Source organism: Agromyces sp. NPDC058136, assembly GCF_042884375.1.
In the GTDB taxonomy this organism is placed as follows: Bacteria; Actinomycetota; Actinomycetes; order Actinomycetales; family Microbacteriaceae; genus Agromyces.
Genome location: NZ_JBHVUA010000001.1, coordinates 662,882 through 677,096 on the forward strand (window position 1 = coordinate 662,882; position 14,215 = coordinate 677,096).

At 71.6% G+C, this 14,215-nt stretch carries 13 protein-coding genes and 1 tRNA gene; 2 read left to right on the forward strand and 12 right to left on the reverse strand.

Annotation, left to right across the window (positions count from 1 at the left end; translation table 11 throughout):
* Window positions 1-23: 23 nt before the first annotated feature.
* Window positions 24-95, reverse strand: a tRNA-Gln gene (locus ACFVTX_RS03105).
* Between the two features lie 107 nt (window positions 96-202).
* Between ACFVTX_RS03105 and ACFVTX_RS03110 the strand changes: the two genes are divergently transcribed.
* Window positions 203-700, forward strand: coding sequence for a MarR family winged helix-turn-helix transcriptional regulator (locus tag ACFVTX_RS03110; protein ID WP_386897946.1), 498 nt, complete (start codon window positions 203-205; stop codon window positions 698-700).
* Between the two features lie 15 nt (window positions 701-715).
* Here the strand turns inward: ACFVTX_RS03110 and ACFVTX_RS03115 are convergent, their stop codons facing one another.
* From ACFVTX_RS03115 to rsmI, 11 genes are all read right to left on the reverse strand, one after another.
* On the reverse strand, window positions 716-1,375 hold the full coding sequence (locus tag ACFVTX_RS03115) for a methionine ABC transporter permease (protein WP_386897947.1): 660 nt from the start codon (window positions 1,373-1,375) through the stop codon (window positions 716-718).
* A complete protein-coding gene (locus ACFVTX_RS03120) occupies window positions 1,375-2,403 on the reverse strand; it encodes a methionine ABC transporter ATP-binding protein (protein WP_386897949.1) in 1,029 nt (342 codons plus the stop codon). Before ACFVTX_RS03120 ends, ACFVTX_RS03115 begins: the two co-directional genes overlap by 1 nt.
* Window positions 2,404-2,503: 100 nt before the next feature.
* A complete protein-coding gene (locus ACFVTX_RS03125) occupies window positions 2,504-3,406 on the reverse strand; it encodes a MetQ/NlpA family ABC transporter substrate-binding protein (RefSeq protein WP_386897950.1) in 903 nt (300 codons plus the stop codon).
* 183 nt (window positions 3,407-3,589) lie between these two features.
* Window positions 3,590-5,464 (reverse strand): ABC-F family ATP-binding cassette domain-containing protein, encoded by a 1,875-nt coding sequence (locus ACFVTX_RS03130; protein WP_386897952.1) that lies wholly within the window; start codon window positions 5,462-5,464, stop codon window positions 3,590-3,592.
* A gap of 88 nt (window positions 5,465-5,552) precedes the next feature.
* Window positions 5,553-6,485, reverse strand: a complete 933-nt coding sequence (locus tag ACFVTX_RS03135; protein WP_386897954.1) for a 4-(cytidine 5'-diphospho)-2-C-methyl-D-erythritol kinase — start codon at window positions 6,483-6,485, stop codon at window positions 5,553-5,555.
* 60 nt (window positions 6,486-6,545) lie between these two features.
* Entirely contained in the window at window positions 6,546-7,097 is a 552-nt protein-coding gene (locus ACFVTX_RS03140) for a hypothetical protein (protein WP_386897955.1), read from the reverse strand.
* Window positions 7,098-7,111: 14 nt separating this feature from the next.
* Entirely contained in the window at window positions 7,112-7,996 is an 885-nt protein-coding gene (gene rsmA / locus ACFVTX_RS03145; RefSeq protein WP_386897957.1) for a 16S rRNA (adenine(1518)-N(6)/adenine(1519)-N(6))-dimethyltransferase RsmA, read from the reverse strand.
* Window positions 7,993-8,892, reverse strand: coding sequence for a TatD family hydrolase (locus tag ACFVTX_RS03150; RefSeq protein ID WP_386897959.1), 900 nt, complete (start codon window positions 8,890-8,892; stop codon window positions 7,993-7,995). The genes rsmA and ACFVTX_RS03150 overlap by 4 nt, the downstream gene beginning before the upstream one ends.
* Before the next feature lie 3 nt (window positions 8,893-8,895).
* Window positions 8,896-10,455, reverse strand: coding sequence for a methionine--tRNA ligase (metG, locus tag ACFVTX_RS03155; RefSeq protein WP_386897961.1), 1,560 nt, complete (start codon window positions 10,453-10,455; stop codon window positions 8,896-8,898).
* 74 nt (window positions 10,456-10,529) lie between these two features.
* Complete coding sequence (locus tag ACFVTX_RS03160) at window positions 10,530-11,684, reverse strand: NADP-dependent oxidoreductase (RefSeq protein ID WP_386897963.1); 1,155 nt, start codon at window positions 11,682-11,684, stop codon at window positions 10,530-10,532.
* A gap of 107 nt (window positions 11,685-11,791) precedes the next feature.
* Entirely contained in the window at window positions 11,792-12,622 is an 831-nt protein-coding gene (rsmI, locus tag ACFVTX_RS03165; protein ID WP_386897965.1) for a 16S rRNA (cytidine(1402)-2'-O)-methyltransferase, read from the reverse strand.
* A gap of 29 nt (window positions 12,623-12,651) precedes the next feature.
* Here rsmI and ACFVTX_RS03170 point away from each other — a divergent pair, with 29 nt between their 5' ends.
* Window positions 12,652-14,214 carry a dolichyl-phosphate-mannose--protein mannosyltransferase gene (locus ACFVTX_RS03170; protein ID WP_386897967.1) on the forward strand — a complete coding sequence of 521 codons (1,563 nt, stop codon included), beginning with the start codon at window positions 12,652-12,654 and terminating at the stop codon, window positions 14,212-14,214.
* The last annotated feature ends 1 nt before the right edge of the window (window position 14,215 follow it).

Sequence of the window (14,215 nt, forward strand, 5' to 3'; positions counted from 1 at the left end):
CGGCGGCGTCGGGTCTCAGAGGGCTCCGCCACCAGGATTCGAACCTGGACCGAACAGCTCCAAAGGCTGTCGTGCTGCCGTTACACTATGGCGGATCGCGCGCCGGTCGCCCCGCGCACGCGCCCTCAAGTCTGCCATGTCGAGCGCCGCGGCATGACGCGGATGCCACGTGCCAGGCGCCCCGACGCGGGATAATGGCCGGATGAACGACGCAGACGAGGTCGACCGGATCGTCGACGACTGGGAGCGCGAACGCCCCGACCTCGACTTCGCCCCGTTGCAGGTGCTCTCCAGGGTCGCGCGGCTCGCGAAGCACCTCGACCGCGCGCGGCGTCAGGCCTTCGCACGCTCCGAGCTCGAGGCATCCGAGTTCGACGTGCTCTCGGCGCTGCGCCGGGCCGGCACGCCCTACCGGCTCTCCCCCAAGGCGCTGCTGCAGCAGACGCTCGTGTCGAGCGGCACGATGACGAACCGCATCGACCGGCTCGTCGAGCGCGGCCTCGTCACCCGGCAGACCGACCCGAACGACGGCCGCGGGATCCTCGTCGAGATGAGCCCCGCCGGCCTCACCCGGGTGGACGCGGCCATCACCCGCCTCGTCGACGCCGAGGCCGAGCTGCTCGCCCGCCTCCCGGCGGCCGAGCAGAAGCGGCTCGCGGGGCTGCTGCGCAAGCTCAGCCTCGGGTTCGACATCCTGTGATCGCGCGGCGCCCGCTCAGCGGCGCAGCACCTTGCGGGCCAGCCAGTTGCCGAGGAACTGCAGCGCCTGGACGAAGATGACGATGAGCAGCAGCGTCGCCCAGGTGATCGCCGGCTCGAACTGCCGATAGCCGTAGGTGAGAGCGAAGGTTCCGAGCCCGCCGCCGCCGATGAACCCGGCCATCGCGGTCATGTCGACGATCGCGACGACGATGAAGGTGTAGCCGAGGATCAGGGGGCCGAGCGCCTCGGGGATGACGACCGTACGGAGGATCCGGATCGGGCCGGCCCCCATCGCCCTGGCCGCTTCGATAGCGCCCGGGGAGACCGTGATGAGGTTCTGCTCGACGATGCGCGAGATCGCGAAGGACGCGGCGATCGACAGCGAGAAGATGAGCGCGTCGTTGCCGATGCCGACGCCGATCACGTACCGGGCGAGCGGCTGCACCGCGGCGAGGAAGATGATGAACGGGATCGGGCGGAAGAAGTTGATGACCACGTTCAGCAGGTTGAACACCACGCGATTCGGCAGCAGGCCGCCGGGCCGGGTGCTGTAGAGCACGACGCCGAGCACGAGACCGATCGCCCCGCCGATGAGCAGCGTCATCGTGACCATGTACAGGGTCTCGTACGCGGCGACCCAGAACTCCGGGCCCAGTTCGAACAGGCGATCCATCAGGCGACCTCCGTCACTTCCACGCGCGCGGCGATCGAGGCGAGCGCGGCGTCGATCGAGGCGTCCTCACCCCTGATCGCGAGCGTCAGGTGACCGAACGCCCGGCCCTGGATGTCGTTGATGCCGCCGTAGACGAGCTCGAAGTCGAGGCCGGCCTGGGCGAGCTCGAGGAAGACCTGCGCCTGCGAGGCGTCCCCGTCGCGGAAGGAGATCGTGACGATGCGCCCTTCGTGGCGCTCGCGCAGCACGGCGAGCTCTGCGGGCGAGGGCACGCCCTTCACGACGGTCGAGACGAAACGCTGCGACGAGGAGTTCTGCGGGGTCGAGAACACGTCGAACACGTCGCCGTCCTCGATCACGCGGCCGCCGTCCATGACGGCGACCTTCGTCGCGATCGACTGGATGACGTCCATCTCGTGCGTGATGACGACGATGGTGACGCCGAACTCGCGGTTCACTCGCTTGAGGAGCTCGAGCACCTCCTGCGTCGTCTCGGGGTCGAGCGCGCTCGTCGCCTCGTCGGCGAGCAGGAGCCGCGGCGAGGTCGCGAGCGCGCGAGCGATGCCGACGCGCTGCTTCTGCCCGCCCGAGAGCTGCTCGGGGTAGGACTTCGCCTTGTCGGAGAGCCCGACGAACTCGAGCAGTTCGGCCACGCGCGGCGCGATCTCGGCCTTCGACCAGCCCGCCACCTTCAACGGGTACGCGATGTTGCCCTGCACCGTCTTCGAGGTGAAGAGGTTGAACTGCTGGAAGATCATGCCGATGCCGAGCCGGATCGTGCGGAGCTCCCGCTCGGGCAGCCCCGTGATCTCGCGACCGTCGAACTCGATCGAGCCCGAGCTCGTCGGCTCGAGCGCGTTGATCAGTCGCACGAGGGTCGACTTGCCGGCGCCCGAGTAGCCGATGATGCCGTAGACGTCACCGTGCTCGATGTCGAGGGTGACGTCGTCGACGGCGACGACCTCGCGGCCGCCCTTCTCTGGTGCCGGGTACGTCTTCGTGACGTTCTTCAGGGCGACGAGCGCCATGGTGTCTCTCCTCCGGACTCGTGGTCCTCTGGAAACGCGCATCGGGCGGTGGGACCTCGTGGGTCGCCACCGCCCGCGCGGCGGAACGGGTGGAACGGGATCAGCCCTTGGCGGCCTTGGTGTCGGACTCGACCTTGGCGAGCGACTTCTCGAGGTCGGCGACCGGGGTGGTCACCGGCACGCCGGTGCCGCCGGAGGCCTCGACGAGGCCGGCCTGCACCTCGGGGTCGGTCTGGAAGATCTCGACGAGCTTCTTGTAGGTCGCGTTGTCCTTGTCTTCGGCGCGGGTCGCGAAGATGTTGACGTAGGGCAGCGCGTTGGGGTCGCTCGGGTCGTCCTTCGCGATCGCGTCCTCGAAGGTGAGGCCGGCGTCCTCGACGAAGTCGTTGTTGATGACCGCGGCGGCCACGTCGGGCAGCGAGGTCGGGGTGAGCGACGCCTCGAGGGCGGTGACCTTGACGCGCGAGGCGGCCTCGTCGACGTCGGCGAGGTCGGAGAAGATCGTGCCGCCGCTCTTCAGCTCGATGAGGCCGGCCGACTGCAGCACGAGCAGCGCGCGAGCCTGGTTCGACGGGTCGTTCGGCACGGCGACGGTCTCGCCGTCCTTGATGTCGTCGGCCGACTCGTACTTCGTCGAGTAGAGGCCGAGCGGGTAGATCGCGGTCGCGCCGACCGGAGTGAGGTCTTCGCCGGCCGATACGTTGTAGTCGGCGAGGTACACGATGTGCTGGAACTGGTTGAGGTCGAGCTCGCCCTCGGTGGTCGCGGGGTTCGGCTGCGCGTAGTCGGCGAAGTCGACGATCTCGATGGTGATGCCCTCGTCGGCCGCGGCCTCTTCGAACGCGGCCCACTGCGGGTCGCCCTTGCCGACCACACCGATCTTCACGACCTCGCTCGCCGCGTCGCCGTCGCCGCCCGCGGCGGGGGTCGCGCAGGCCGCGAGGCCGAAGATGAGGGGCGCCGCAGCGAGTGCGGCGATGAGCTTCGTGGTGCGGTGTGACATGGGTTCCCTTTCGCTACGGGCGCCGCGATCAGGGTGCGGATGGGCGTGGAGCAGGCATGGCTCCGCCACCGTTGGTTTTCGGCGGGGGCTTCGATGCCGCGATCGCGGGCGCATGTCTACGCTAAGCGAAGGTTCTTCGCCCTGTTGACCACGTGGTCACAATCGGTCACAGCTTCTGCGACGTCAGGCTTCGAGAATCTCAGATACTTCGAGCCAGCGGGTCTCGAGGTCGGCGACGGCGGTCTCGAGCGCACGCAGCTCGTCGCCGAGGGAGCCGAGCCCCACGTAGTCGGACTGGTCGTGACGGGCGAGCTGCTCGTGCTTCGCGGCGATCTCGCCCTGCAGCTTCTCGAGCTTGCGGTCGATCGCGGAGAGCTCCTTCTCGGCGTTGCGGCGGTCGGCGCCCGAGAGCGCCTCCGCAGGCCGCGCGGCGGGTTCGGCCTCATCTGGTCTCGAGACGCGTCCGGCTGCGCCGGGCGCTCCTCGACCGGCGGAGGCCTCACCGGAGGCGCGCGCGGCATCCACCCCCGCCCGCAGCTCGAGGTACTGCTCGATGCCGCGCGGCAGGTCGCGCAGGTGCCCGTCGATGATCGCGAGCTGCCGGTCGGTGACGCGTTCGATGAGGTATCGGTCGTGCGAGACGACGAGGAGGGTGCCCGGCCACGAGTCGAGGAGGTCCTCGATGGCGGCGAGCATGTCGGTGTCGAGGTCGTTGGTGGGCTCGTCGAGGATGAGCACGTTCGGCTCCTGCAGCAGGATGAGGAGGAGCTGCAGGCGGCGCTTCTGCCCTCCCGAGAGGTTCTTCACGGGCGTCGAGAGCTGTGCGCTCGTGAACCCGAGCCGCTCGAGCAGCTGCCCGGGGGTGAGCTCGACGGCCTTCGAGCCCTCGCCGATCGAGTAGCTCGACCGCTGCTCGGCGACGACCGCGGAGACGCGCTCGTCGGCCCACTCGGCGAGTTCGGCGAGCTCCTGGCTGAGGGTCGCGATGCGCACCGTCTTGCCGCGCTTGACCCGGCCCGTCGTCGGTTCGACCGCGCCCGTGACGAGTCCGAGCAGCGTCGACTTGCCGGCGCCGTTCACCCCGAGGATGCCGGTGCGCTCGCCGGGCGCGATACGCCACTCGAGCTCGTGCAGCACCGTCTTCACCCCCGTCGGCGACTCGGCCGACGGGTACTCGACGCCCACGTCGAGCAGGTCGACGACGTCCTTGCCGAGGCGCGACACCGCGAGCCGCGACAGCTCGACGGGGTTGCGCACGGGCGGCTCGTTCTCGATGAGCTGGTTCGCCGCCTCGATGCGGAACTTCGGCTTCGAGGTGCGCGCGGGCGCACCGCGCCGCAGCCACGCGAGCTCCTTGCGCATGAGGTTCTGACGCTTCGCCTCGCTCGCGGCGGCCATGCGGTCGCGTTCGACGCGCTGCAGCACGTACGCCGCGTACCCGCCCTCGAAGGGTTCGACGATGCCGTCGTGCACCTCCCACGTGGCCGTGCAGACCTCGTCGAGGAACCAGCGGTCGTGCGTGACGACGACGAGCGCGCCCTGCCCCTGCGGCCAGCGACTCTTCAGGTGCCGGGCGAGCCATGCGATGCCCTCGACGTCGAGGTGGTTCGTCGGCTCGTCGAGGAACAGCACGTCCCAGTCGTCGATGAGGAGGGCGGCGAGACCCACCCTGCGGCGCTGCCCGCCCGAGAGGCTGCCGATCTGCGCCTGCCACGGGACATCGGCGAGGAGCCCGCCGATCACGTCGCGCACCTTCGCGTCGCCCGCCCACACGTGCTCGTCGATGCCGCCGACGACCGCCTCGGCGACCGTCTTCGCCGGGTCGACGACATCGGCCTGGTCGAGCATGCCGATCCGGATGCCACGGCGCTGCGTGACCCGGCCGCCGTCGGGTTCGAGGCGACCGGCGAGGAGCTTCATGAGCGTCGACTTGCCGTCGCCGTTGCGGCCGACGACGCCGACGCGGTCGCCCTCATCGATGCCGAGGGTCACCTCGTCGAAGACGGTGCGCGTCGGGAATTCGAGATGCAGGCGCTCAGCGCCGAGGAGGTGTGCCATGACCTGTCAAGGCTAGCCGCCCGGGGACGACTCGGCGGTCGAGTTGCGACGAAGGAGCGTATCGAGACCCCGCGCCACGAGATGCTCGTCAGCTGCGCAGCACTCGCGCCCCGTGCACCGCGCCGTGCACGTGCAGGGCGTTGAGGCGTGCCGCCGAGAGCGCGACCTGCAGTTCGATCGCCGAGTCGGCGTCGTCGACGAGGAACGCGACCGTCGGCCCCGAACCGGAGACGATGCCGGCGAGCGCGCCGTTCGCCTCGCCGAGCTCGAGGATCGTGCCGAGGCCGGGCGCGAGCCCGAGGGCGGCGGCCTGCAGGTCGTTGTGCAGCGCCGCCGCGAGCTGCCGGGCGTCGCCCGCGCGGAGCGCCTGCAGCACCTCGGCGTCGACGACGGGCGAGGCGATGCCGGGGTCGGCGCCCGGGTCCGCCTCGCGGCGCCGATCGAGCTCTCGGTACACGCCGGGGGTCGACAGGCCGAACTCGGCGACGGCGAGCACCCAGTGGAACGACCCGGTCGCCAGTGCAGGGCTCAAGCGGTCGCCTCGGCCCGTGCCGATCGCGGTGCCGCCCGTGAGCGAGAACGGCACGTCGGCGCCGAGCTTCGCGGCGAGCCCGTGCAACTCGTCTTTCGTGAGGCCCGTGCCCCACAGCGCGTCGCACGCCACGAGGGTCGCCGCGGCATCCGCCGAGCCCCCGCCCATGCCGCCCGCGATGGGCACGTGCTTCTCGATCTCGAGACGCACACCGCCGGGCACGCCCGCGGTGCGCGCGAGCAGCTTCGCCGCCTTGATCGCGAGGTTCGACCCGTCGGCCGGCAGGCCCGACACGTCGATCGAGCCGCCGAACACGACGCTGAACTCGTCGTCGGGCCACGCCCGCACGTCTTCGTAGAGCGAGACCGCCTGGTACGCGGTGGCGACGTCGTGGTAGCCGTCGGGCTGCACCTCGCCGACGCGCATGAACAGATTGATCTTGCCGGGCGCCCGGACATGCACTGCCTCGTCGGCCCAGGCGATCGTCATGCCCCCACGCTACCCGACGGTTCGCCGGGCGGGGCGGTCACGGAACGGCCGGGCGAGCCGTCAGGCCTCGACGGCGGCCAGCCACTCGCGCATGCGCGCCTTCAGCTCGGCGAGGCGCTCGTCGCCGGGCAGCCGACCCCAGGTGAGGCCGATCGCGCTGCGCCCGCCCGCGCGGTCGCTCGCGCTCGCGAGCACGAACTCGCCGCCCTCGAGCGGGAAGCGCGCGGTCGGATGCTTCGCCGTCACGTTGAGCGCGAGCGGCGCCGTGCCGAGCTCCCGCTCGACGACGGCCGCGAGCGCGCGCAGCGCGACGGTCTTCTCGAGCTCGACGGTGCGGGTGACGCTCGCCTCGTACGTGCCGTCCTGACGCTGTCCGGGGCGGCGGATCCCGCGGGCCTGCTCGTACGCGACCGTCACGTGCTGCGCCCACCACGGATCGACCCCGTGCTCGGCCACGAGCCAGGTCGCGATCGCCTTGTGCACCCACGCGTCGCGCTGCGCGCCCTCCTCGTCGAGGCGGGCGAACCACGTCTCGCGGGACTCGCCCGTCGCCTGAGCGACCGCGTCGTCGCCGACGTTCGCGGTGTTCGCGTTCACCGGGCCGGATGCCACGTGGTCGCCCTCGCTCAGGCCTTCGCCGCGCGGGCCACGCGCAGGAAGTCGGCCACGACGAGCTGCTCGCCGCGCGCCTGCGGGTCGACACCGGCAGCTTCGAGCACCGCCGCAGCCGAGGCGGCCGAGCCGCCGAGCACGCCCGAGAGCGACTGGCGCAGCATCTTGCGGCGCTGCTGGAACGCGGCGTCGACGAGCGCGAACGTCGCGAGCCGCTCCTCCTCTGAGCCCGGCATCCCGTCGTGACGGTCGAAGCCGACGAGCACCGAGTCGACGTTCGGCACCGGCCAGAACACCATGCGCGACACCTGCCCCGCGGTGCGCCACTTCCCGTACCAGGCGGCTTTCACGCTCGGGGCGCCGTAGACCTTCGAGCCGGGCTCGGCGGCGAGGCGGTAGCCGACCTCGGCCTGCACCATGACGATGCCCGAGCGCAGCGAGCCGAAGTGCTCGAGCAGGTGCAGCAGCACCGGCACCGAGATGTTGTACGGCAGGTTCGCGACGAGCCGCACCGGTTCGCCGGGCAGCTCGGTGACGCGCATCGCGTCCTCGGTGACGACGGTGAGCCGGGTGCCCGGCTGCATGATCGACGCGGTGTGCGGCAGCTGGGCGGCAAGGCGCTTGTCGATCTCGACGGCGACGACGTCGGCGCCGGCTTCGAGCAGGCCCAGGGTCAGCGAACCGAGGCCGGGGCCGATCTCGAGCACGGTCTCGCCGCGCTCGACGCCGGCAGTCTGCACGATGCGACGCACCGTGTTGCCGTCGTGCACGAAGTTCTGGCCGAGCTTCTTCGTCGGCGTGACGTCGAGGAGCTCCGCGAGGTCGCGGATCTCGGCGGGCCCGAGCAGGCGCGCCTGCGGCGGGCCGTCGGTCTCGGCCTCGTGGCGGTGCGCGGTCACTCCGCGTCGCCCGTCGTCGTCGTGATCGCCCCCTGCACGGGGTCATCCTCCCACGAGCCGTACACGGCGAGCGTGTTCGACGCGAGTTGCGCGCAGAACTCGTCGAGCGGGGCGCCGAGGGTCTCGGCCATGAATCGCACGGTATGGGGCACGAGGTAGGGCGCGTTCGGGCGCCCGCGCAGCGGCACCGGCGTGAGGTACGGGGCGTCCGTCTCGACGAGGATCAGCTCGCGCGGCAGCACCCGGAGCGACTCGCGCAGGTTCTCGGCGTTCTTGAACGTCACGTTGCCGGCGAACGAGCAGTACCAGCCCTCGGCGGCGGCGATGCGGGCGAGGTCGACGCCGCCCGAGTAGCAGTGGAACACCGTGCGCTCGGGCGCGCCGACCCGGCGCAGCGTCGCCACGACGTCGTCGTGCGCGTCGCGGTCGTGGATCTGCATGGCGATGCCGTGCCGCTTCGCGATGTCGATGTGCGCCTCGAAGGAGCGGAACTGCGCGGGCCGCCCGGGCTCCTCGGTGCGGAAGAAGTCGAGCCCGGTCTCACCGACGGCCCGCACCCGCGGCTGCGCGGCGAGCGCGTCGATCACGGCGATGGCCTCGTCGAGCGAACCGGATGCCTCGAGCTCGGGCGCCTCGTTGGGGTGCAGCGCGACCGCGGCGAGCAGCCGCGGCTCGCGCGCGGCGAGCTCGGCCGACCACCGGCTCGTCGCCACGTCGGTGCCGACCTGCACCGCACCCGCGACGCCGACCGACGCGGCACGCTCGAGGTGCTCGTGCACGTCGAGCAGCGTCTCGGGGCGCCCGGGAGGGGCGTCGCCCGAGGGCTCGAGGTGGGTGTGGTTGTCGTAGACCGCGACGGGCAGCGGTTCGGGCAGCGGCGGGTATTCGGGCGTCACCCGCTACTCCGCGACCTCGACGCGCGGGAACAGCGCCTCGAGCGGCGACACCTGCGTGCCGAGCGGGGCCTCGTACGCGCGGTCGATGCGGGCCTCCTGCACCGTGCCGGGCGCGCCGAGCGCCGTCCACAGCTTCTCCGCCGCGACGGGCGTCACCGGCGAGAGCAGCACCGCGAGGGTGCCGAGGCCGCGGTAGGCGGTGGCGAGCACCGTCTCGAGCCGCTCGCGGTTCGCCGGGTCCTTCGCGAGGGCCCACGGCTCCTCGGCGGTGAGGTAGCCGTTCAGGGCGTCGACGAGCTCCCAGGCCGAGGCGATCGCCTCGTGGATGGCGATGCGGTCGACGGCCTGCCACGCGGCATCCGTCGCCCGGCGCTCGACCGAGGCGATCTCGATGTCGGCGGGCTGCAGGGCACCGGCCGTCGGCACGGCGCCGTCGCAGTAGCGCGTGATCATCGCGACGACGCGCGAGGCCAGATTGCCGAAGCCGTTCGCGAGCTCGGCCTGGTAGCGGGCCGCGAGGTCCTCCCACGAGAACGAGCCGTCCTGGCCGAACGCGATCGCGCGCAGGAAGTAGTAGCGGAACGCGTCGGAGCCGAACGTCTCGGTGATCTGCTCGGGCGCGATGCCGGTGAGCTTCGACTTCGACATCTTCTCGCCGCCGACGAGGAGCCAGCCGTGACCGAAGACGCCCTTCGGCACCTCGAGGCCCGCAGCCATGAGCATGGCCGGCCAGATGACGGCGTGGAAGCGCAGGATGTCTTTTCCGACGATGTGCTGCGCCGGCCAGCGGCGGGCGAACTCCTCGTCGTCCTGGCCGTAGCCGACGGCGGTGATGTAGTTGAGGAGGGCGTCGAACCAGACGTAGACGACGTGGCTCTCGTCCCACGGGACCTTCACGCCCCAGTCGAACGTCGAACGCGAGATCGACAGGTCGGCGAGGCCCGAGCGCACCCAGCCGAGCACCTCGTTGCGCGCCGACTCGGGCTGCACGAAGTCGGGGCGCTCGTCGTAGAGCGCGAGCAGGCGGTCGGCGAACGCCGAGGTGCGGAAGAAGTAGTTCTTCTCGTGCAGCAGCTCGACCGGCTTCGAGTGGATGGCGCAGACGAGCTGCCCCTCGTACTCCCCCGCGCCGGGCACGAGGTCGGACTCCTGCTTGTACTCCTCGCAGCCGACGCAGTAGTAGCCCTCGTACTCGCCCGTGTAGATGTGGCCGTCGTCGTAGAGCTTCTGCAGGAACTTCTGCACGTTCTCCTCGTGACGCGCGTCGGTCGTGCGGATGAAGTCGTCGTTCTCGATGTCCACCGTCTCGAGGAGCGGGATCCACGCGTCGGCCACGAGCTTGTCGGCCCACTCCTGCGGGGTGACGCCGTTCGCGGTCGCGGTGCGGAGGATCTTCTGGCCGTGCTCGTCGGTGCCCGTCAGCATCCAGGTGTCGTCACCGGCCTGCCGGTGCCAGCGTGCGAGCACGTCGGCGGCGACTTCGGTGTACGCGTGCCCGATGTGGGGCACGTCGTTGACGTAGAAAATGGGCGTGGTGATGTAGAACGAGGAGGCTTCGGCCATGCGCTCAATCTTATGGGCGAGCGGATGCCACTTCGTCCGTGTTACCCGGCCGGCATAGCCGTTACCCGGGCGGCCTAGCCGCGCCGGGCCTCGGCTTCCGCCACCGCCGCCTCCTCGGCCCGCCGTTCGCGACGACGCCGCCGCACGCTCCCGTCGCCGATCGCGGGCGGCACGGCCTCGGTCACGTCGAGGTGCTCGTGCGGGGTCGGCACGCCGAGGGTCACGTCCTGCTCCTTGATCGCGGGCTCGCGCACCCGCTGCCCCGGGTACTCGACGACGCGCATGCCGAGCACGATCTTGCCCGGGGCGTCGCGGCGGTCGAGCGCCCGGTAGGCCTCGGCGACCTCCTCGAGCGGGAACACGTCGGCGATCGGCAGACGCACGCGTCGTGCGGAGACGAGGGCGGCGACCCGGCCGAGGGCGACGACATCGCCGGCGACCGCGGCGACCGCGTCCTGCCGTTCGACCGCCGCGCGGTCGAGCACGGTGAGGATCCGCGAGCGCGGGACCCCGAGCTCGAGCGCCGCGGCGGTCTCGCCGCCGAGGAAGTCGAGGAACGCCGACACCGGGCGGGCGTGCTCGGTCGCCTCGACGATCGCGCGCGCGCGTTCGGCGAGCCCCGGCCCGTACCCGGTCGGGATGACCCCGAACTGGCGCAGGAAGTCGAAGCGCTCCGCCGTCGTCGTCCCGATCACGGTCGCCCCGCGGAGACGCGCGAACTGTGCGGCGAGGCAGCCCACCCCGCCCGCGGCGGCCGTCACCACGATGGTGTCGTTCGGGCCGAGCGAGAGGCGTTCGACGGCGTTCCAGCCGGTCGTGCCGGCGACGTGCAACGACCCGGCGACCTCCCACGAGAGGCCGGACGGCTTCGGCATCAGCTGCGATTCGGGCACGACGACGTGACTCGCCTGCGCCCCGCGTGCGACGAAGCCCATGACCTCGTCGCCTCGGGCGAAGCGGGCGACGCCGGGCCCGGTCGCGATGACGACGCCGGCGAGGTCGGTGCCCTGCACGGCGGGAGTCTCGACGGGTGGCTCGGCCCCGTGCTCGCCGCGCCTGGCGGCGCTGTCGGCGGGGTTGAGCCCTGCGGCGAACACCTCGACGAGCACCTCGCCCGGCCCCGGCCCGGGGACGGGCACCTCCTCGACCCGCAGCACCTCCGGCCCACCGAACTCCGCGAATCGGACGGCGTGGGCGCCGCCTCCGTGCGTTCCGCGCGTGACATCCATCTCGTACCTCCCTGATCGGGCGATACCCCGATTATCCCCCCGTTCGGGGGGTTCCGCGCGGGGGTTGCGCCGAGCGTCCAGAGGGGCGAGGATGCCGCGGCGCGGGCTTACTCGCCCGGCGCGCGCCGCGCGGCGAGGGCCGCTTCGTAGAGGTCGCGCTTGCCGAGGCCGGTCTCGGCGGCGACGAGCGCGGCGGCCTCCTTCAGACGCGTGCCCGAGGCGGCGAGGCCGAGCACGCGCTCGAGGGCCCCCTCGGGGTCGATCGCGGTCTCGCCCGCGCCGCCGACGACGATCACGATCTCACCGCGCACGCCGGCGGCCGCCCACTCCGCGAGCTCGCCGAGCGGGCCGCGGCGGACCTCCTCGTGGAGTTTCGTGAGCTCGCGGCACACGGCCGCCGGCCGTTCGGGGCCGAAGGCCTCGGCGAGCGACTCGAGGCTCGCGGCGAGCCGCGACGGGCCCTCGAAGAAGACGAGGGTGCGGCGGTCCCCCGCGAGCTCGGCGAGACGGCGCGAACGCTCCCCCGCCTTGCGCGGCAGGAACCCCTCGAAGGCGAAACGGTCGGTCGGGAGACCCGACACGGCGAGCGCGGTCACCACGGCGGACGGGCCGGGGATGACGGTCACGAGCACGCCCGCGTCGGCTGCGGCGGCGACGAGCGGGAACCCCGGGTCCGAGACGGTGGGCATGCCGGCGTCGCTCAGCACGAGCAGGTCGGTCTCGCGGGCGAGCTCGACGAGCTCGGCGGCCTTCTGACGTTCGTTGTGCTCGTGCAGGGCGATCAGCCGGGGCCGGTTCGCGATGCCGAGAGCGGCGATGAGCCGCTGCGTGACCCGGGTGTCCTCCGAGGCGATGACCGTCGCGGTCTCGAGCGCCTCCCGGAGCCGGGTGGAGGCGTCACCGAGATTGCCGATGGGCGTCGCACCGAGGATGATCATGCCCTCAAGTCTGTCCTAGGGTTGGGCGCATGAGTGTCGACGCGTCGGTGGAGCCCACGGGTTCCCGACTCGACGACTGGTGGGCGCGTCAGATGTCCACCCCCGCTCGCCGCCGGCTCTGGTACTGGGGCGGCCCCGCCGTCGTGACGCTGATCGCGGCCGTGCTGCGGTTCTGGAACCTCGGGCACCCGCAGCAGATCGTCTTCGACGAGACGTACTACGTGAAGGACGCGTGGACCCTGCTGCAGCACGGGTACGAGTCGCGCTGGCCCGACGGCGCCGACGCCGACTTCGCCGCGGGCGACACGAACCTGTACCTCGACGCACCCTCGTACGTCGTGCATCCGCCGCTCGGCAAGTGGATGATCAGCCTCGGCATGGCCGCGTTCGGCGCGGGTGACGCCTTCTGGTGGCGCGCCTCGACGGCGCTCGCCGGCACGATCGCGGTGTTCCTGCTGACGCTCATCGGCCGTCGCCTGTTCTCGTCGACGGCCCTCGCGGTGACCGCCGGCCTGCTCTTCGCCGTCGACGGCAACGCGATCGTGATGTCGCGCGTCGCCCTCCTCGACAACTGGGTGATGCTCTTCGCGCTGCTCGGCTTCTGGTTCGTGCTGCTCGACCGCGCGCACGCCGAGCGTTCGCTCGACGCGCGCCTCGCAGCGGCCTGGGCGGAGGGCCGCGATCCGCACTTCGGCCCCGCGCTGTGGGCGCGCCCGTGGGTGATCGCCGCGGGGGCGGCGTTCGGCGCGGCAACCGCGGTGAAGTGGTCGGGGCTGTGGTTCCTCGCGGCGTTCGGCCTCTACCTCGTCCTCGTCGACGCGCTCGCCCGCCGCCGCGCCGGGGTGCCGTTCTGGCTCAGCGCGGCGGTGCTCAAGCAGGGTCCGGTCTCGTTCCTGCTGCTCGTGCCGGTCGCGGCGGTCGTGTACCTCGCCTCGTGGACGGGCTGGCTCACGACCGAGGGGGGTTACGACCGGCAGTGGGCCGAGACGGCCGGCAACGCGGCGACCGGGCTGTTCTCCTGGGTTCCGCTGCCGCTGCAGAGCCTCTGGCACTACCACCAGTCGGCCTACCAGTACCACATCGGGGTGCACAGCGAGCATCCGTGGCAGTCGAACCCGCTCACCTGGCTGTTCATGATCCGGCCGACGAACATGTACTACGCCGACGGCGACGACGGGCTCGTCTCCTCGATCATCGGGATCGGCAATCCGCTGATCTGGTGGGCCGGCGCCGTGGCATCCCTGTATCTCGTGTACCGCCTGGCGCGCTACCGCGAGTGGCAGGCGGGGCTCATCCTCGTGGGGCTCGCGGCGGGCTACCTGCCGTGGCTCGGGTACCTCGACCGCACGGTGTTCCAGTTCTACTCGATCGCGTTCGAGCCGTACCTGCTGCTCGCGCTCGTCTTCGTGCTCGGCCTCATCGCCGGCCGACCGGGCGACGAACGGTGGAAGCGCACCCGCGGGCTCGCGGTCGTCGCGGTGTTCCTCGGCATGGTGCTGCTCGTCTCCGTGTTCTTCCTCCCCATCTGGACGGGCATGCCGATCGCGCCGACGCTCAGGCAGCTGCACTTCTGGCTGCCGAGCTGGGGCTGAG

Bases quoted from the DNA above. Each gene is read 5' to 3' on its own strand.
- ACFVTX_RS03110 (WP_386897946.1), top strand. From the start codon at position 203: ATGAACGACGCAGACGAGGTCGACCGGATCGTCGACGACTGGGAGCGC.
- ACFVTX_RS03115 (WP_386897947.1), bottom strand. From the start codon at position 1,375: ATGGATCGCCTGTTCGAACTGGGCCCGGAGTTCTGGGTCGCCGCGTAC.
- ACFVTX_RS03120 (WP_386897949.1), bottom strand. From the start codon at position 2,403: ATGGCGCTCGTCGCCCTGAAGAACGTCACGAAGACGTACCCGGCACCA.
- ACFVTX_RS03125 (WP_386897950.1), bottom strand. From the start codon at position 3,406: ATGTCACACCGCACCACGAAGCTCATCGCCGCACTCGCTGCGGCGCCC.
- ACFVTX_RS03130 (WP_386897952.1), bottom strand. From the start codon at position 5,464: ATGGCACACCTCCTCGGCGCTGAGCGCCTGCATCTCGAATTCCCGACG.
- ACFVTX_RS03135 (WP_386897954.1), bottom strand. From the start codon at position 6,485: ATGACGATCGCCTGGGCCGACGAGGCAGTGCATGTCCGGGCGCCCGGC.
- metG (WP_386897961.1), bottom strand. From the start codon at position 10,455: ATGGCCGAAGCCTCCTCGTTCTACATCACCACGCCCATTTTCTACGTC.
- ACFVTX_RS03160 (WP_386897963.1), bottom strand. From the start codon at position 11,684: ATGGATGTCACGCGCGGAACGCACGGAGGCGGCGCCCACGCCGTCCGA.
- rsmI (WP_386897965.1), bottom strand. From the start codon at position 12,622: ATGATCATCCTCGGTGCGACGCCCATCGGCAATCTCGGTGACGCCTCC.
- ACFVTX_RS03170 (WP_386897967.1), top strand. From the start codon at position 12,652: ATGAGTGTCGACGCGTCGGTGGAGCCCACGGGTTCCCGACTCGACGAC.